Annotated in this window: 18 protein-coding genes and 1 tRNA gene; 15 read left to right on the forward strand and 4 right to left on the reverse strand. The window is 36.6% G+C overall.

The genetic code is table 11. The features are described 5' to 3' along the window. The first annotated feature begins 2 nt into the window (after positions 1 to 2). The 5 genes from MKX14_RS01235 to MKX14_RS01260 all read left to right on the forward strand — a co-directional run bounded on the left by MKX14_RS01235 (position 3) and on the right by MKX14_RS01260 (position 4322). On the forward strand, positions 3 to 305 hold the full coding sequence (locus MKX14_RS01235; protein ID WP_002052430.1) for a YbdD/YjiX family protein: 303 nt from the start codon (positions 3 to 5) through the stop codon (positions 303 to 305). A 168-nt stretch (positions 306 to 473) separates the two neighbouring features. Then, a tRNA-Val gene (locus tag MKX14_RS01240) sits at positions 474 to 550 on the forward strand. Positions 551 to 921: 371 nt separating this feature from the next. After that, positions 922 to 2265, forward strand: coding sequence for an AAA family ATPase (locus tag MKX14_RS01245; RefSeq protein ID WP_240281559.1), 1344 nt, complete (start codon positions 922 to 924; stop codon positions 2263 to 2265). Between the two features lies 1 nt (position 2266). Next, positions 2267 to 2908 (forward strand): hypothetical protein, encoded by a 642-nt coding sequence (locus MKX14_RS01250; RefSeq protein ID WP_240281560.1) that lies wholly within the window; start codon positions 2267 to 2269, stop codon positions 2906 to 2908. An 853-nt stretch (positions 2909 to 3761) separates the two neighbouring features. Beyond that, entirely contained in the window at positions 3762 to 4322 is a 561-nt protein-coding gene (locus MKX14_RS01260) for a TetR/AcrR family transcriptional regulator (protein ID WP_240281561.1), read from the forward strand. A gap of 38 nt (positions 4323 to 4360) precedes the next feature. Here the strand turns inward: MKX14_RS01260 and MKX14_RS01265 are convergent, their stop codons facing one another. Beyond that, a complete protein-coding gene (locus tag MKX14_RS01265) occupies positions 4361 to 5227 on the reverse strand; it encodes a LysR family transcriptional regulator (RefSeq protein WP_240281562.1) in 867 nt (288 codons plus the stop codon). A gap of 328 nt (positions 5228 to 5555) precedes the next feature. On the opposite strand from MKX14_RS01265, the gene MKX14_RS01270 reads away from it, so the two are divergent. The 4 genes from MKX14_RS01270 (at position 5556) to MKX14_RS01285 (ending at position 9134) form a co-directional block, all read left to right on the forward strand. Further along, positions 5556 to 5987 (forward strand): DoxX family protein, encoded by a 432-nt coding sequence (locus MKX14_RS01270; protein ID WP_032038770.1) that lies wholly within the window; start codon positions 5556 to 5558, stop codon positions 5985 to 5987. 32 nt (positions 5988 to 6019) lie between these two features. After that, complete coding sequence (locus tag MKX14_RS01275) at positions 6020 to 6934, forward strand: VOC family protein (RefSeq protein ID WP_240281563.1); 915 nt, start codon at positions 6020 to 6022, stop codon at positions 6932 to 6934. Between the two features lie 106 nt (positions 6935 to 7040). Continuing rightward, entirely contained in the window at positions 7041 to 8501 is a 1461-nt protein-coding gene (locus MKX14_RS01280; RefSeq protein WP_240281564.1) for an alginate export family protein, read from the forward strand. An 18-nt stretch (positions 8502 to 8519) separates the two neighbouring features. Beyond that, on the forward strand, positions 8520 to 9134 hold the full coding sequence (locus MKX14_RS01285) for a M17 family peptidase N-terminal domain-containing protein (protein ID WP_240281565.1): 615 nt from the start codon (positions 8520 to 8522) through the stop codon (positions 9132 to 9134). Between the two features lie 97 nt (positions 9135 to 9231). Here the strand turns inward: MKX14_RS01285 and MKX14_RS01290 are convergent, their stop codons facing one another. Further along, the gene (locus MKX14_RS01290; protein WP_240281566.1) at positions 9232 to 10200 is read right to left on the reverse strand and encodes a threo-3-hydroxy-L-aspartate ammonia-lyase; all 969 of its coding nucleotides are present in this window, start codon (positions 10198 to 10200) and stop codon (positions 9232 to 9234) included. 255 nt (positions 10201 to 10455) lie between these two features. On the opposite strand from MKX14_RS01290, the gene MKX14_RS01295 reads away from it, so the two are divergent. Together MKX14_RS01295 and MKX14_RS18300 are read left to right on the forward strand one after the other, a co-directional pair. Beyond that, positions 10456 to 11079 carry a helix-turn-helix transcriptional regulator gene (locus MKX14_RS01295; RefSeq protein ID WP_240281567.1) on the forward strand — a complete coding sequence of 208 codons (624 nt, stop codon included), beginning with the start codon at positions 10456 to 10458 and terminating at the stop codon, positions 11077 to 11079. A gap of 105 nt (positions 11080 to 11184) precedes the next feature. Further along, a complete protein-coding gene (locus tag MKX14_RS18300; RefSeq protein ID WP_078225176.1) occupies positions 11185 to 11430 on the forward strand; it encodes a hypothetical protein in 246 nt (81 codons plus the stop codon). A 34-nt stretch (positions 11431 to 11464) separates the two neighbouring features. Here MKX14_RS18300 and MKX14_RS01305 read toward each other — a convergent pair whose 3' ends face one another. Together MKX14_RS01305 and MKX14_RS01310 are read right to left on the reverse strand one after the other, a co-directional pair. Beyond that, positions 11465 to 12151 (reverse strand): pirin family protein, encoded by a 687-nt coding sequence (locus MKX14_RS01305; protein WP_086399833.1) that lies wholly within the window; start codon positions 12149 to 12151, stop codon positions 11465 to 11467. 187 nt (positions 12152 to 12338) lie between these two features. Then, the gene (locus MKX14_RS01310) at positions 12339 to 13580 is read right to left on the reverse strand and encodes a L,D-transpeptidase family protein (protein ID WP_046812569.1); all 1242 of its coding nucleotides are present in this window, start codon (positions 13578 to 13580) and stop codon (positions 12339 to 12341) included. Between the two features lie 301 nt (positions 13581 to 13881). On the opposite strand from MKX14_RS01310, the gene hemE reads away from it, so the two are divergent. The 4 genes from hemE to MKX14_RS01330 all read left to right on the forward strand — a co-directional run bounded on the left by hemE (position 13882) and on the right by MKX14_RS01330 (position 18326). Continuing rightward, complete coding sequence (gene hemE, locus MKX14_RS01315) at positions 13882 to 14955, forward strand: uroporphyrinogen decarboxylase (protein ID WP_240281569.1); 1074 nt, start codon at positions 13882 to 13884, stop codon at positions 14953 to 14955. A 5-nt stretch (positions 14956 to 14960) separates the two neighbouring features. Then, positions 14961 to 15755: a DUF817 family protein gene (locus tag MKX14_RS01320; RefSeq protein WP_240281570.1), complete on the forward strand. Its 795-nt coding sequence runs from the start codon at positions 14961 to 14963 to the stop codon at positions 15753 to 15755. A 146-nt stretch (positions 15756 to 15901) separates the two neighbouring features. Beyond that, positions 15902 to 16372, forward strand: coding sequence for a DUF3015 family protein (locus tag MKX14_RS01325; protein WP_002118800.1), 471 nt, complete (start codon positions 15902 to 15904; stop codon positions 16370 to 16372). A 61-nt stretch (positions 16373 to 16433) separates the two neighbouring features. Next, complete coding sequence (locus MKX14_RS01330; protein ID WP_046812572.1) at positions 16434 to 18326, forward strand: DUF4105 domain-containing protein; 1893 nt, start codon at positions 16434 to 16436, stop codon at positions 18324 to 18326. Positions 18327 to 18373: the final 47 nt, after the last annotated feature.

Below are 18373 nucleotides of genomic sequence, written 5' to 3' on the forward strand. Positions count from 1 at the left end.
AGATGAATTTTAAATTTGCAAAAAATGGAACTGTCATTATTGCGAAAATCATCAAAATGACAGTGCTCTCGCAAAAAGAGCTATTACTTTCTCCAAAGAACTGGTCGCGTATAGCAACCTTGTGGCAACGTTTACAGCAAAGCTTCCGACTGATGGTTGGTGTGCCGGACTATCAAACATATTTGGAGCATATGAAAGCCCATCATCCAGATTTAACACCTATGGATGCAAAGACTTTCTATCGACATTGTGTTGATGTGCGTTATCCATCGGCAGGTGGTACTTTGAAGAAATGCCCATGTTAAGTTGAGCTTGATATTTGGTTAACTAAAGACGGTATGTGGTTGAACCATGTACCGTTTTACTTTTTGGGAAATGAAAAAGAGTTTGCTCAAAGTCTGCTCATTTGTATTTTTTTCAATGGCAAATCTCTTGTTTTGCTTTTGAAAAATGAATATGATGCTTTCCATTCTAGGTGTATAGCTCAGTTGGTTAGAGCGCTACGTTGACATCGTAGAGGTCTCCAGTTCGAGTCTGGATATACCTACCAAGATTTATTAAAGACTTATATGCAATTCAGTTGCTTATAAGTCTTTTTTTATGTCTGTTTGTTACACTCAGAACTTGGCAGAGTTGGAAATTTGGGCAATAAATGGCAATACTTCCAAGCTATTTGAGACAAAACTGCGACAAGATTAAGCTACGAATATTGCGTAAAAGAGATGGAGTAATATCTTTGATTGAGATAAATATCAAAGAGAACATAAACTTTGTCGGAGTACATAGGGTTGGTCATAGCAAACAAGATTATAGTAAATGGTGAATGTAAAAATATTTAAGTAATCACAATACTAAACCCTTAAAAGCAAAGAAGTTGATATAGTATGATGAATTGGAAACATCTAGGGATCGTGTTTAAGCATGCAAATACAAAGCTTTAGTCTAAAAAATATTGGGCAATTCCAAGACCTAAGCGTGTCTTTAGCACCTACACAACACTATCCCTCTAATATCACAGTTTTCATTGGGAATAATGGAAGTGGTAAGACATCTCTATTAAAATCAGTAACGACTGCACTAACATGGTTTGTAGCACGTTTAAAGCATGATAAATCAAATGGTACACCAATCCCTGAAAGTGTGATTTTAAATACAGCAAATTCAGCAGCAGTAGAAATCATTGTTAATGATCAAAACTTACAACAACAAAAACAAGCTTACACATGGCGTATAACTAAAAATCGCACGGCGAGAAAAGTAGAATTTACTACGTATCTAACAGAACTAAACCAGTTAACTGACTACTATAAACAATGGCTTGGGCAAGATGATCAAAGCAGTTTACCTTTAATTGCTTTTTATCCTGTAGAGCGTAGTGTGATTGACATCCCATTAAAAATACGAGAAAAACACCAGTTTTTACAGATCGATGGCTATGATAATGCACTTAATAACGCTGTGGACTTTCGACGTTTTTTTGAATGGTTTAGGGAGCGTGAAGATATTGAGAATGAATTTATAAAAGATCTTATTTTGCAAATTAAGCAAGATTTAGTAGATCAAGACTTGCTTAACAAAATAGATGAATATAATTCTGGTAAGTTTAAAGATGTACAACTTGAAGCGGTTAGACAAGCAATTTATGCTTTTATGCCTGACTTTAAAAATCTACAGGTTAGCCGTAAGCCACGTTTGGCAATGATTATTGATAAGAATGAAAAGACATTAAATGTCAATCAGTTATCACAAGGTGAAAAATCATTAATGGCATTGGTTGGTGATATTGCCCGCCGTTTAGCAATGATGAATCCCAGTCTAGATAATCCATTACTAGGCAAAGGCATTATTTTAATTGACGAAATTGATATGCACTTGCATCCACAATGGCAACGATCAATCATACAACGTCTACAAACGACTTTCCCCAATTGTCAATTTATCTTAACTACACATTCACCATTGGTTATATCGGATACCCAAGACATTTTGGTATATGACTTGGATGGGCAAGATATTACCGCTTTACCATCATTGTATGGTCAAGACGCTAATACAGTATTATTGCAATATATGGATACCAATTACCGTAACCCTAGAGTTGCTGAACAAATTAGCCAAGCAATGGATGCGATCCAAAACAATCAATTTGAACAAGCAATTCAATTAATTGATACTTTGAAATTTGAAATTGGTAGTGATCAATTAGATGTAATGCGACTTGTGGCTATGTTGAAAAAAAGAACTCTAGCCAAGCAGGGGAAATAAGTTGCAACATATTAATAAAGGGGCCGAACCGACTGAATTAACCGAATACAAACGTAAAAATCCGACACATAGATATGATGATTTAGGGGATGATCCTGAAAAAATACGTTTAGTAATTAGGAAGGCATGTTTGGATGAACAAGCTTATTTATGTGCTTATTGTTGTCGGCAAATTGGGATAAAAGACCGCGATTGTATGAATGAGCATATCTTGCCACGACATCGTCATCCACAATATAGTTTTGATTTTAATAATATTGTGGCAAGTTGTACAACTAAAGGTTGTTGTGATGATGCAAAGGAAAATCAGGAAATAGCTATTAATCCATTGTCCGCACGCTGTGAAACGGAATTTAAATTTAATATTAGTGGTACTATTACGGGATTAACTGATGATGCAAAACAAACTATAGATGTACTAAAGCTAGGTGATAGCGTGCAGCAAAATCAAAAGTTAGTTGATATTCGTAAACAAGTAATTGCTAATTTTTTATTCATCCAAGGCACTGATAAAGAGAATTTGATCGAGGATGATGAGTTGTTAACTTTGTTGATTGATGATTTAAAGCAATTAACTGATGGTAAATTACAACCATTTGCGCCAGTTATAAGTAAAGCCTTGCAAAATTGGGTTAATGGTTAAAATAAACTACTTAACTTTTCGATTTATTGGATAACGTACTAATAATATCCTAAAGATTCTTTATGTGGTAACAGTAGTGCTATAGCTACTAAATTTATAAATTCGAATAGAATTACATGACTTAAAAAGCCCTAAACTATAATGGTTTAGGGCTTTTTTATTGGTTTGAGATACAGCAATATATAGAATCCTATAAATTTACTAATTCATTCCTACTTCACAAAACCTACATGCCCCCCTAAAAGCCCCACCTTTATAAACCCCTCTTAAACAATAACTATCTCATTATTTATCCTTACTTTTTAATGATCTAATTTAAAACAAATGTCATTTTGTGTGCTTGACTGCAATAGGGCAGAGCACTATCCTTTGCCTGCTGGCCACATTGCCAGCCGGCTTTGACAGGCTGAATAATAACTCCTGCATCAGAGTCATTCCTTCTGAGGAATAGTCTTGTGTGGTAGCTACTCGTTCCTTTCCCGTAGCGGTAGGACGGGAGAGGGACACTTTCGGGTGTGCTAGTTTGAGTTATTACTAGTCTGTCAACCTTCTTCCGTTCTGCCACCATAATTCTATAAATGTCTGGCAGAACTCCCAATAAAAAGGAGTTGGCTTTGCACATTCATAATTTCTTGGCAGCCTTTGCCAAAAGCTATAACGACACAACTTAAAAATTTAAAGCAGCTTGATGTCCTTTAGGGTTTTCAGGCTTTAAGTCATTACGGCTCAAAAAACTTGCATCAACAATAAAACTTGAGATGTGCCAAGCACAGTCTTATGGCTTTGCTATGCCTTTTTTTCTCCCAAAAAAGTATCTCGTTTAGAAACAACAAGAATTTATAACGGTAAAAATATGCGAAATTTAGTTCTCTCAACACGTGCGATCCAAATCATTAATACATCGATTCATTTGTTTCACCATCACGGATTTCATACAGTGGGTATCGACCGAATCGTGAAAGAATCAGAGATTACAAAAGCGACTTTTTATAATTATTTTCACTCTAAAGAACGATTTATTGAAATCTGTTTGATCGTGCAAAAAGAACGCTTAAAAGAAAAAGTGGATGCAATTGTTGAGTACGATCAAAGTACAAACGTGAAGGATAAACTTAAGAAACTTTATTTCTTACATAGCGATGTAGAAGGGCTATACTATTTATTATTTAAAGCAATTTTTGAAACCAAACTGACCTATCCAAAAGCCTATATCACCGCAGTGAGATATAGAACGTGGCTCATCAATGAAATTTATAGCCAGCTTAGAACACTTAAAAACGATGCGACTTTTCAGGATGCCAAATTATTTTTATATATGATTGAAGGCGCAATTATTCAGCTTTTAAGCTCGGGTGCGGCAATCGAGAGAGAAAAAGTGCTGGATTGTTTTTTCGCGGGGCTGGTTTGTGGCTAATGAAAACCAATAGCTCTATGAGATCGAAAAGTCCTAAGCTATAAAGCTTCAGTAATAGATTGAAAATGTTGTTTTAACGTGTTTAAGAAAAGCTGAACCTTTTTTGGAATTTTTGATCCATAGGGCGTGGTTGCATAAAAATGAAGTTTGGTGGAAAAAATGTCTTGAGAGCAATTAATAATCACTCCCTCATCTTCATATTTTTTAGCCAAAAAATCAGGAATATATAAAATACCTTTATTTTTCTTACATAGATCCAAAAGTATTTCTATATTGTTGCAAATTAATTGAGGTGTCGAATTAATGATTTTATTTTCTAAGTCTGTTCTTGAATATAAAAATATATTATGTTTTCTTAATTCTTCTATACTTTTAGGTTTTCCATATTTTTTTAAAAAGGCAGCTGTTGCATAAAAGTTTCTTTTATAGCTATTTAGAATAAAAATATTTTCTTCTCTAACTTCCTCTTCAATTTTTAAAATAATGTCGAATTTATATCCATTTATTTCCGATGTTTTTTCCGAAAATAATAAATCAATCTCGATATTAGGATATTGAATTAAAAAATTAGAAATAATATCTGAAAAGCAAGTTTGAATAAAAGCATGTGGAGCACTAACTTTTAATATACCCTCTGGGTACTTTTGATCATAGATGAAGTCAGTGGCAGCCAAATCTAATTCTTTAACAATAACTTTACAACGCTGATAAAATTTCTCTCCTGAGCGGGTGAGGTCCATCTTTCGGGTGTTACGCGTAAATAATGACGTACTGAATAGATTTTCTAGATAAAAAATTCTTTTAGAGACTTGATCTCGAGTAATACCTAAATTTCTAGAGGCATTACTAAAATTTCCATTCTCTACGACACTAATGAAAGTATAAATACAGTCTAGTTTATCCATTAAATTTTGAAAGGCTAACTTGGTGTGTCGCTAAACTATATTATGATCTTTTACTTATCAATCATTGTATCTTTTGAGGATACAGTTTGTATTTAAATAGTTATCTAGTAGTTTACGTTTATTTTTGATTTTATATATATTGTCTTTTATTTGGATTTACTTGGTGGTTTATAAAAATATATAGGTGATATTTTTAAAATTAAAAATTTTATCTGGCTTTAAAAAATTATTTTTAAGAGGTTGTTTTTAATTGAATACATAATTTTATTAATACAGGGGTGGGTGTTTATAAATGATTAGAAATAAAGAATATCAATGAGGTAAAGAAATGAGTGGCTTGATTAATAATAATCCAGTATGGGTTAAAAAGATTTTATCAATTCATGGATTGCTTCCACTTCTTCGAGTTGCATTAGTTTCAGCCTATTTAGTCGGTGGAATTAATAAGTTCATCGGTTTTCATGCGGCTATTGAGGAGCAAGCAAGTTTTGGTTTGCAACCTGCTTGGCTCTGGGCAGCCGCAGCGATTGTGATTGAAATTGTGGGTTCACTCTTGGTTATTTTTAATCGTTTTGTCTGGTTAGGAGCAGGAGCTTTAGGCTGCTTAACCGCAATAGCGATGCTAGTTGCCAACGACTTTTGGAATCATACAGGTCCTGCATTTTTTAGTACGTTTAATAGTTTTTTCGAACACCTCGGTCTTATCGCTGCTCTGGTGATGGTCACTATTCTTTCTAATCAACAACCAAACAAACAATAAGCTACAGCATCTAATTCTAATAGGAGTCTTTTATGCGTAAATCATTATCAGCTTTGCTTTTAAGCACAATGCTAGTGGGCACCAATGTTGCCATTGTTCCTCAGGTTTTAGCCAAGACAATAACGAATGTAAAAAGTGAAGTACCCGGCGTAGCTCCTCAATACGATACAACACATGTGTATGTTAACCCCGAAGACTTCGATAAATTTACCGATAGCTTAGTGGCTACATTTGGGGGAACTAAATCTAAACAAGGCGTTTTTCAGGTCACTCCAACACCAAGCCAGACCATTTCCCAACTTGTATTGACCCCAGTAGGAACATTGTCTGTATTCGGTTTTAAAACTCCAGTCCCACATCCTTTTGGCTTGGAAAGAACAGGCTATTTAGTCAAAGATATGGATGCGGCAGTGCAGTCTGCTAAAGCAAATGGCGCTGATGTCATTGTTGAGACATTTCCAGATCCGATCGGGCGTGATGCAGTCATTCAATGGCCGGGTGGCGTGAATATGCAACTTTATTGGCACACCACTAAACCGAGCTATAACAAACTAGAAACTGTGCCAGAAAATCGTATTTATATTTCAAAACAAAGTGCGGATTCTTTTGTTAAAAAATTCGTCAATTTCTCACACGGTAAAGTGGTTTCAGACAACCCTAAAGCGGCTGGTGTAGAAATTGGACGTCCAAATGAAACCTATAGACGTATTCGCGTGGAATCTGATTTCGGCAAAATGACAGTGTTGGTTACCGATGGTCATCTTCCATATCCATATGGGCATGATATGACGGGTTATGAAGTCAAAAACTTATCTGAGACTTTAGATAAAGCGACAAAATCTGGTGCGACAGTCTTGGTGAATACCTATAAATCGGATGGTCGAGAGGCCGCGATGGTACAGTTCCCGGGTGGTTATATTGCTGAAATTCATGCCGCTACAAAGTAATTTATTGCCTTAATGATTGATATAACAACGCTCATATTGCTTAGGGGCAATGTGAGTGTAAACGACTAAGTCTCTGCAATGACCGATTATTACCGTGGAAAACTAGATGGCCCAGCATATTTCTAATGATAGAAAATCTCGAATTAAATGCTCAGAAACTTATCTTAAAATCATTAAAATGAGTGCATTGCTAACGGGTAGCCTATTTCTCTATGAGTTTGCTCATGCGGAACAAGAAGTTTCAAATACAAATGCATGTCCAACTCGTCCAAAAATCTCAACGAATCGCTGGCAAGAAAATTGGGATGTTTTAAAAAATCCATGTGTGCCAAAGAAAATAGGCGATGATTTTAAATATATACCTTTTGGCGATAATAATTATTTATCACTAGGGGCAAATATCCGCGAGCGTTTTGAAGTCAATAATAATGCGAGATTTGGTAGCGGAAATAATCAAGCCGATCGCTATTTAATTCAAAGATTACAAGTTCATGCCGATGCACGTATAGGTGATCATTTACAATTATTTACTCAGCTCAGTGATGCGCGAGCGTTTGATAAAAAGAATATTAGCAGTACCGATCAAAATAGACTTGATATAGAACAAGCCTTTATTGCTTGGGTGAGTCCTTTAAATAATGGAACTTTTAAGTTTAGAGTTGGGCGTCAAGAGATGGCTTTTGACTTGCAGCGATTTATTTCGAATCGCGAAGGGCCAAACGTTAGACAAGCTTTTGATGGCATTTGGTCTGGTTATGAATATGGCGATTGGAGAGTTTTAGGCTATCTCACTAGACCTGTTCAGATTGAAAAAGATTCAACTTTTAATGACCACTCGAAAAGCGATTTAAATTTTAGCGGCTTTCGTGTAGATAAACAAAATGTATGGGGCGGTGAGTTATCTGGTTATTACTCTCGTTATGAACGCGATAATGCATCTTTTACAAGCGTTAAGGGAAATGAGATTCGAGACTTATATGATGCTCGCCATATGGGTAAAAAGAATAATATTGATTGGGATGTTGAAGGTATGTTTCAACATGGAAAGATTGGTGGACAAACTATTCAGGCATGGGGACTCAGTAGCATTACGGGATATACGTTTGCTGAGCAAGCTTGGTCACCACGTTTAGGCATCCAGTTTGATATAGCTACAGGTGATAAAAGCGCTAATGATAAGGAGCTCAATACCTTTAACCAACTCTTTGCAAATGGTTCATATTTTACTTTGGCGGGTTACAGTGGCTACAGCAATATTATTCACATCAAACCATCTCTGACACTTAAGCCTTCCGATAAACTCACCCTATTAACCGCATTAGGTTTTCAATGGCGTGAAACCACCAATGATGCAGTTTATTTCCAAGGCAATAACAGCATGGCGAATACAGCAGGACAAGGTTCAAGCTGGACGGGAGCATATATTCAACTAAGAGCAGATCAAAAAATAAATTCTAATCTATCTGTTGCTGCCGAAGGAGTGCACTTTGAAGTCGGAGACACGATTAAGAGAGCTGGAGGTAAAGACTCAAATTATTTAGGCCTTGAGCTGAAATATGGCTGGTAAAACGAGAAGAGTAAAAATATGAGCACAGATTTAAAGCAAACTAAAATTGGCCACTATCAAAATCTAGATATTGAACTAGTGACTTGGGACTGTACCTCGGCTGAGGTTGAACTTTCCTGTGCTTGTATTTTTGAACATGAAATGAATGACCGTTCTTTTTCGGGCGGTTTGGCACATTTAGATGAAGCTCTAAATGGGAGACTAAATGAAATACGGAAAAATAATTGGTTCAGTGCGAAATTGAACGATGCTCTTTTAATAAATCAAACGCCATCCACGATACAAGCCTCTAAAGTTTTACTGATAGGAATGGGCGCTCCAGAAGAGTTTACGTTAGAGAGAATCAAGACCGCGATAAAAACTGTTGTAAAGACAGCGCATCAACTGGAACTCAAAAGTGTGGCATTTGCCCCTAGTATTTTAGATACAGGTCTGAATCCTCCCTCTGGTTTAAATGAAGTAATGCTGCAAGCTCTCAAAGAGGAATTAGACCGACATCATCAGCTTCATTTGCAAAATTTAGTCAAAAAATCTGAGATTGAAAGATGGATATTTGATTCGGGGTTTCAAAATTATGATGCGAAGGCCGAGCAATATAGAGTGTCTTTTGCCAAAGTTTTTCTTCAAGATTAATACACATTTAAAAAATGAAGTTGTTTTAGCAGAAGATTCAGATTTAATGTCTATCTATGAGATTTTAAACCAATCATAGATAGACTTAAGACTTTTATTAAGCTGATAAAAACTCTGCGTATTTAGAAATATCGACATTGCCACCACTAATAATGATGCCTATACGTTTGCCTTTTAATTCATGTTTTAAGTTACGGGCAGCAGCAAATCCTAGACATCCTGTTGGTTCAACTACCATCTTCATTCTTTCAGCGAAGAACTTCATAGAAGTCACCAGTTCTTCGTCTTTTACAGTCAGAATGTCATCTACATTCTTTTGAATAATAGGGAATGTTAATTTACCTAAATATTGAGTTTGAGCACCATCGGCAATGGTTTGCGGCGTATCAATATGGACAATTTCTCCTTTTCTAAAAGACATTTGTCCATCATTTCCTAGAGTAGGTTCAACACCATATATTTTACAGTTAGGAGAGAGATGGCGAGCAGAAAGGGCCGAACCTGCTAATAAACCCCCACCTCCTAAACATACAAACAAGTAGTCGAGGTCACCTACTTCTTCAAATAACTCTTTTGCTGCCGTTCCTTGACCCGCAATTACATGCGGATGGTCATAAGATGGAATTAAGGTTAGACCATTTTTTTCGGCAATCTCTTTTCCAATTTTTTCTCGATCTTCCGTATAGCGGTCAAATTCAACAATATCGGCGCCGTATTCTCGCGTTGCTGCCATTTTTGCAGCAGGAGCATCTTGAGGCATAACGATTATGGCCGGAATACCAAGAGTTTTTGCTGAAAGTGCAATCGCTTGTGCATGATTTCCCGAAGAGAAAGCAACCACACCAGCTTTTTTTTGAGTGTCATTAAATTGCAAAAGCGCATTCATTGCACCACGAAATTTGAAAGCGCCAACACGCTGAAAATTCTCACATTTAAAAAATACTTCTGCTTCAAATTCATTGTTAACAGTACGTGAAGTTAAAACAGGAGTCTTATTTACAAAACCTTTTATACGTTCAGCAGCGGCCGCTACATCTTCATAAGTGGGAAGGGTTAAATTTTTCATAATTAAACCTAATTCTATTCAATGTTTTTAGATGCAAGATTTCGTATTGCTTAATGAATACACAAAATATTTATCTTGTTTAGATAAAATATATACACCTAGATAAAATGTCTAATTTTATTTTCTAATGTGATAACAATGAGATATAAGATTTTGATTTACATTAAGTTTAAAATTAGATAAAAAGTCTAAATTGCTGTTTACATCCTTTACTCTAGGTTTGAAATAGTAATTAAGTCATTAGGAGGAAATAAATTGGGCAATCGTGATAAACATTTACTCACTCAACTAGATACTATCGCGAAGGGGTTAAGTGAAACCCTATTTCCTTTTTGTGAAGTTGTTGTCCATGACTTAACAAATCCTGAGCATGCCATACTCTCAATACACAATAATTTATCAGGCCGAAAAATTGGAGATCCAGCGACTGAATTAGGGCTGGCTAGAATTATGTCTCCAGAGTTTCCAAATCTTATTTCAAACTATGCAAACCAGTTTGCGGATGGACGTCCTGCAAAAAGTACTTCTATTGGTATTAAAGATGAAGAAGGCGAGTATGTGGCCGCTTTATGTATGAATATTGATTTAACTCTATTTAGAGGAATGCAAAGCGCTTTAGATCAGTTTGCTAAAATTGAAACTAATAACATTATTGAAAATCTGGAACCGAATGGTACAGAAGCAATTCGAAGATATATCGATCAATTTGCATCAAAACATGCCACTACACCGCGCATGTTAAAACTTAATGAGCGAAAACAATTAATCCATGAGTTAAAGAATAATGGCTTATTAGACATTAAAAAGGCTGTGGAGACGGTTGCACAACATTTAGGTATATCCAGAGCGAGTGCTTATCTGTATGTGAAGGAAACTTAAAAGTTATTCTTATCTATCAAAAAATAACTTGTTTATTAAACATGACTCATATAATAAATGGGAACACAACGAGCATCGCTATAGCTTGATCTAGGAGGTCGTTATTTGAAGTTATTTATTATTATATTCATAGTAATTTTTTCTAGTATTGGACTCATTTGTTTAATCGCGCTACTCAGAAATTTAAAAAATTATTCACCATCGGGTGAGCATGATCATTCATCTGCTTCAACACATCATTTTCACGATAATAGTCCGAGTCATCATCATAGCTCTAGTTATTCAAATGACTGTTCATCATCATCTTCAGATTCAGGAGGATGTGATGGCGGTGGTGGCGGGGGAGATTAAAAAAAGCCCTTTTATGCAAAGGGCTTTTGATGATTTAAGGTAAATCGAACCAGATAAATTGACTGTCTTCAGTTGCGTGAATTGTCGCTTTATCTTCAAAAACTAAAGCATCGCCTGCTTTAACTTCTTGATCGCCAATACGAATTACACCTGAAATCACGTGCACATAGTTCACTTTTTTAACCGTATCAACAGTTAACTCATGTCCTTTTTCCAACACGGCAGATTTTACTTCTGCATTTTGGCGAATATGCATTGGTGCATTTGCATCAGGCCCTGCAATTAAATGCCATTTGTTTGGATCTTTACGCGGGTCAAGATTAATTTGCTGGTAATTTGGCTCTGCATCTCTTTCATCAGGAATAATCCAGATTTGTAGTAAATGTACAGGCGTATCAGTGTTGTTGATTTCACTGTGGGCAACACCTGTGCCGGCACTCATGAGCTGCCATTCACCTGCTTTAATCTGGCCTTCATTTCCCATCGTATCACGGTGTGAAATTGCACCATCTAACACACAGGTTAAGATTTCCATGTTGTCATGAGAGTGCGTACCAAAACCATTATGCGCATCAATCTGGTCGTCATTAATTACACGTAGAGCGCTTACACCCATATATTTAGGGTCATACCAGCTACCAAATGAAAAGCTATGATAAGACTCTAACCAGCCTGCTTTTACATGACCTCGATCTTCACTACGATGTAGATAAGCATTCATGATCTAATCTCCCAAATTTTTATTTATCTCTTGAGAAATATCTTAATGTTCTATGTGGGGCTAAAAAATAGGTTAACTGCAACATGTCGTTGCATAATTGATATGGTCGTATAGTTTTATAGTTATAGATGTATGTTGACTCATAAAAAAACCTGCCATGAAGGCAGGTTTTTAATTGAACTATTGATTACTCAAGGAATTTAACAGTTACGCCTGAACGTACTTTATTACCTAAATCGTTAGCATCCCAGTTAGTTAAACGGATACAACCATGTGATGCAGTTTTAGAAATTAAAGACGGGTTTGGTGTACCGTGAATACCAAATGATTTTTTACTTAAACCAATCCAGATATTACCTACAGGAGCATTTGGGCCAGGTGGTAAAGAAAGCGGTTTTAAGTTTTTACCTTGTACGAAATTAGAAGGTGAGTAGCTATACCAAGGGTTACGTGCTACACCAACTACCTTGTAAGTACCGGTCGGAGAAGGCGTATCAGTACTGCCAATTGTTGCAGGAAATGACGCAATCATTTGGTTACGGCTGTTAAATAGGTACAGTTGTTTTGCACCTTTATGCGCAATAATCAAATGAATGTCTTCTGGTAAATCATTGCGTACATTTGGAACAATGATTTTTTCACCCGCTTTTTTGAATGTCGCAGTTGGATTGATTGTTTTTAAGAAAGATTCATCAATATGAAACTTTTCACCCAACATCTCGCTAACACGAGTGTAGTACAAACCTTTCATTTTAGCCTGTAAAGCATAATCAGAAGGAATTGATTGTGCGTATGGGCCTTTTAAGTCAGCATCAGTAATGGTGTATTCAATAAATGCAGGTTTTGTTTGTTTTGCAACTAATGCATCCCAAGTTTCTTTAGTCAGTTCACCAGTGGGTGATAAACCATTCATTTGCTGGAATGAAGAGATTGCTTTTAACGTGTTTTTGCCACTCATACCGTCAATTGCACCTGGCGATGCATGTGCATTATTTAGCATAACATGCGCACGAGCATAAACTGGAAACTGGCCCTTGCCAATATTTTCATACCATTCAGCCGAATTTAAGCTATCTAATGTCCAAGAAACTGCTGGAGCTGAAGTCTTTGCAGTTGTTGTGGTCGTTTTAGCTACGGCTACTGGTGCTGAAGCGGCAATACCTGAATCGGCATTTTGGTCTTCAGTTTTTTGCAAATTTTGTAATGTTGTTGACGCTCGATTTAGGTCATTTTGTTCTTGAGCGGTAATTTGTGTCGAAGCTTGAGCTTTTACAGTTGAAGCTGCATCTACTGCTAAAGGATCAATCGGATCTTCTACAGGAGCTGATACCTTTTTAGGGTTCAGGGGTTGCTCAGTTGTTGAAGCAGCAAAAGCAACATTAGCAATAATACAACTTAAACTCATAGCGAGTAATGAGCGAACAAACATGTAATTCAACCTTAAGAATTTTCATATAAGCAATAGGGGTATGATCTAATCTAAAATTGCATAAAATTACCAATAACTCATCTCTATGAGTCCAAGATTGGCAATTTAGTGGTTAAAAGAATATCAATAGACCCGATGTAACATGTTGCAAGTATTGCAGAAAAGCTTGCTGCTTGCAGTAGACTTTTGTGTAAATATGCATTTTTTAGTAGATTGACGAGTTTTTTGTGTGAAATTGAAATTATAAAAATCTCTATGTTTTTGATATGATGCTGCCACATAAAGAATATAGAGATTGGTAATGACGACTTTGAAAAATGATCGTTTCCTACGAGCTTTGTTGCGCGAAACTGTAGATACCACACCGGTATGGATGATGCGTCAAGCGGGACGTTATTTGCCTGAATATCGTGAAACACGTTCAAAAGCAGGCGACTTTCTATCTCTATGTAAAAATACAGAATTTGCTTGTGAAGTAACTTTGCAGCCTTTACGCCGTTACGATTTAGACGCAGCAATTTTATTTTCAGATATTTTAACAATTCCTGATGCATTAGGCTTAGGGCTTTATTTTGAAACGGGTGAAGGCCCTAAGTTTCAAAAAACGGTTCGTACTGAACAAGAGGTCGCGAATTTACCCAAGCTAAATTCAAAGTCAGACCTTGATTATGTGATGAATGCAGTAAGCACAATTCGCTCTGCTTTAGGTGGCCAAGTTCCACTGATTGGTTTTTCTGGTAGTCCTTGGACGCTTGCAACATATATGGTTGAAGGTGGTTCAAGTAAAGAGTTCCGTTTCACCAAGCAGATGATGTATGCACAACCAGAAGTTTTGCATGCATTACTTGATCATTTAGCAGATTCAGTCATTGATTATTTAAATGCTCAAATTGATGCAGGTGCTCAGGCCATCCAGATCTTTGATAGCTGGGGCGGGGCATTAGCACACCGCGAATACGTCGAATTCTCTTTAAACTACATGAATAAAATCATTGCTGGTTTACAGCGTGAGAAAGATGGCCGCCGTATTCCTGTTATTGTGTTCACCAAAGGTGGCGGTCAATGGTTAGAACCAATGATTACCACTGGTGCGGATGCATTAGGGCTGGACTGGACTACTCCACTTAATACAGCTCGAAATATTGTCTCTGGGCGTGTAGCGTTACAAGGCAATCTTGACCCTGCTGTTTTATATGGCTCGGCTGCTTCAATTGAAAAAGCTGTAAAAGCAATGTTAGACGATGCCTACGAAAACGGTGAAAAAACAGGTTACGTTGCTAACTTAGGTCACGGTATTACACAGTGGGTAGACCCTGCGCAACCAAAAATCTTTGTAGATACAGTGCATGAGTATAGTGCTAAATATCTAGGATAGTTTTTGTGCGCCATCTTACTTTACCAATTCATTTTATCGGCAAGGCTGTTTCGGCAGCCTTGTTTGGTATTCTGCTTTTAATTGCTTTTGCTTTCACAGCACCGATGGGAAGCCATGAATATATGGGTTTTTATCGCTATGATTATTTACTCATCTATGCAGTGCTGATTCAGATCTGTCTTTTATATTTAAAACTTGAATCGTGGGCAGAAGCCAAAGTTATTGCTTTATTTCACGTTATGGCGATGGTCATGGAAATATTCTTGACTCATCCTGCGATTGCGTCATGGCAATATCCACAGCCTGCGGTATTTAAAATTTTAACTGTGCCTTTATTTGCAGGCTTTATGTATTCGGCTGTGGGTAGTTTTTTTGCACGTTCAATTCGACTGTTTCAGGTTTCTTTTGAAAAACTTCCAAGTTTTGCAACGATGCTTTTACTCGCATTTTTCTCATATATAAACTTTATGAGTAAATTTTTTGTACTTGATATTCGCTATATTTTATTTGCGATCAGTATTTTTATTTTTTGGAAGACCAAGCTTTATTTTCAGTTAAATGAGCATAAATTTAAAATTCCGATGTTACCTGTATTATTTACTCTCGCTTTTCTCATCTGGATTGCTGAAAATATTAGTACTTTTTATAAAATATGGCTCTATCCAAGTCAGGTTGATGCTTGGCATATGGTGGGTTGGGGGAAACTTGGGTCATGGTATTTATTATTACTGCTAAGTTTAGTATTAGTTCTTAAAATATTAGGTCATCGAGATAATCAAGGTGATTGGAATTTAAAGTAAAAATTCCTCTTTCAATTTTTATCATATTGTTTATTTTTTAATTGCTAAATGACAAGCTTATCGCTATCTTTGATAGGGTGTAATAATAGTTACACATAACAATACATAAGAAACAAATCAATAATGATTTTTGGAGATATACATCTATGTTAAAAAAATTAGCTTTAGCTGCTTTGTTAGCAGCTGGTTCAAGTGTTGCTATGGCTGATAACGATGTAGGTTGTGGTGTGGGTACGCAAGTATGGGCTGGCCAAAAAGGAGTGGTACCTAAAATTCTTGCTGCAACAACAAACGGCATTTTTACTAACCAATTATTAGGTATTACTTTCGGTACTTTAGGCTGCCGTCAAGGCGGAACAGTAACTGCGCAAGTGGTTACATTCACAAATGAAAATGCTGAAGCTTTAGCACGTGATATGGCCGTAGGCCAAGGTGAAAGCCTGAACGTACTTGCTGAATTAATGCAAATTAAACCTCAAGATAAAGACCGTTTCTTTAAAGTTTCAAAAGCAAACTTTGGTGAAATCTATTCTGCAAACAACCAAAATACGCTTCAAGTATTAGCATCATTACAAACTGTAATGGCTAAAGATGACGTTTTAAAAGCTTACGTATAAGTTTGAAACTGAAAACCCTGTCATATGGCAGGGTTTTTCTTATATTTAATGATAAAAATTGATGAGCTTAATGAAGTCAGTTGTTTTAGTTTTTGCCTCTTTGGCAGTGAATATTGCGTATTCAGCAGATATAAATCCATCTATTCAAAAATATTGGTCAATCGCAGAACAACAAAATCTTGACCAAGATATTACATGGCAAAGGCTCATGTATGCCAATAAAAACCAGAAAAGTGAGGTCACTTACGGTGGCTATTTCCTATCAAAAAATGGAAAAAATAATCTAAAAGAAGAGCTGAAAGCGGATATCTCGGCATTATTTATGCCTGCTCAAGATAATCAGTCGATTCGTTGTAAGTTCCCTGCACGTAGTCAATGGCTCATGCAAAAAGTCGGCATTCAAGAAAATGAATTGCCTCAAGTAAAGTGTACCGAATTTGAAAACTGGATTGGGCAAATTAAGCCCTACAAAGCGACATTAATTTATGCAACCGATTTTATGGGCAATCCTAGCTCCATGTTTGGGCATACTTTATTGCGTTTAGATCCAAAAGATCAACAGCAGTTAAACCTTGTTTCTTACGCCGTAAACTACGCAGCAACTGTGGCAGGCAACGACAACTGGTCATATGCATGGAAAGGTTTAACAGGGCAGTATCCAGGTGAATATTCACTGATGCCTTACTATCGTAAGGTAAAAGAATATGGTGATTTTGAGAGCCGTGATTTGTGGGAATATGAGTTAAATCTATCTCCTGAAGAAACACGCTTTTTAGTGTCTCACATTTGGGAAATGCAACATGTGAGCTTCCCTTATTACTTTGTGAGTGACAACTGCGCCTATCGTTTATTGGGATTGGTTGATTTGGTTAAACCTGAGTCTAACTTACAAGAAAAGTTTAATTACGCTTCTATTCCAATGGAAACCATTAAAGCGATGCAGCAGCAAGGGCTTACTAATGCTCCTGTGTATCGACCAGCTTTAGAGACTCAATTATTAGCTCAAGCTCATCAGCATGGTGCATCTTTAGCTAAAGTGGCTCATCAGTTAGCAATGAAGCCAATTAAAGAGTCTTCGGAAACACTTAAATCATTTAGCCCATCAGATCAGGCCAAAATTCTTGAGATGGCTTACGATGATTTATATCTACAATTCATTAGTCGCAAAGTTGAAGAAAGTTTTGCTCAGCCACAGCTTAGACAGCTTTTAGCACTACGAAGTCAGATTGATTTAGACAAACAACGCCAAGAACCTAAAAGACCATCAACCGAGCCGACTCAAGGTCATAATGCACGTAATGTTTCGCTAAAACTGGGCGAAGTGCAAGGTGATAAGTTTATCGAGATTGGGCATAGACAGGCTTATCATGACTTAATAGATCCGCAGGGCGGATACCGTGCCGGTACTCAATTATTATTTTTAAATGGTAATGCACAGTGGCGAGATGATCATTTAAAGCTAGAACATCTTGATCTACTAGAGGTGAACTCTTATAACCCGATCCAACCATTCAAAACACCTCTTACTTGGGGATTTAACTTAGGTTGGCGTCAAGAAGCAGTTCATGACGGCGTTTATAGTGATGAAAAACAGCATGGGGTAGCGAGTTTTAATACCCAAGTTGGCTATAGTGTTGCGGACTATGACCGTAAACATGTGTGCTATGGGCAAGTCCAAACTTATGTCCAAGCAGGTTCAAATTTAGATAAAGGCTGGCGTGTGGGAGTAGGGCCGACATTAGGATGTATGAATCAGTGGTTTGAAAAATTTAACACTGTGGTGCAAGTTGAACTACCCTATTGGGAAGACCAAAACCAATGGAACTTACGTTTAAATACCCAGTGGCAATATGCCATTAATAGTAATAATGCTATTCGCCTGAATTGGGATTATGAAAAACAAAATCATCTGGACTGGATGAAATCAAGCTTAGGGTATGTCTGGTTCTTTTAAATCGTATATTCATAAAAAAAGAGAAATAGATTTCCTCTATTTCTCTC

Origin of the sequence: Acinetobacter pittii (genome assembly GCF_022449185.1) — a bacterium.
In the GTDB taxonomy this organism is placed as follows: Bacteria; Pseudomonadota; Gammaproteobacteria; order Pseudomonadales; family Moraxellaceae; genus Acinetobacter; species Acinetobacter pittii_I.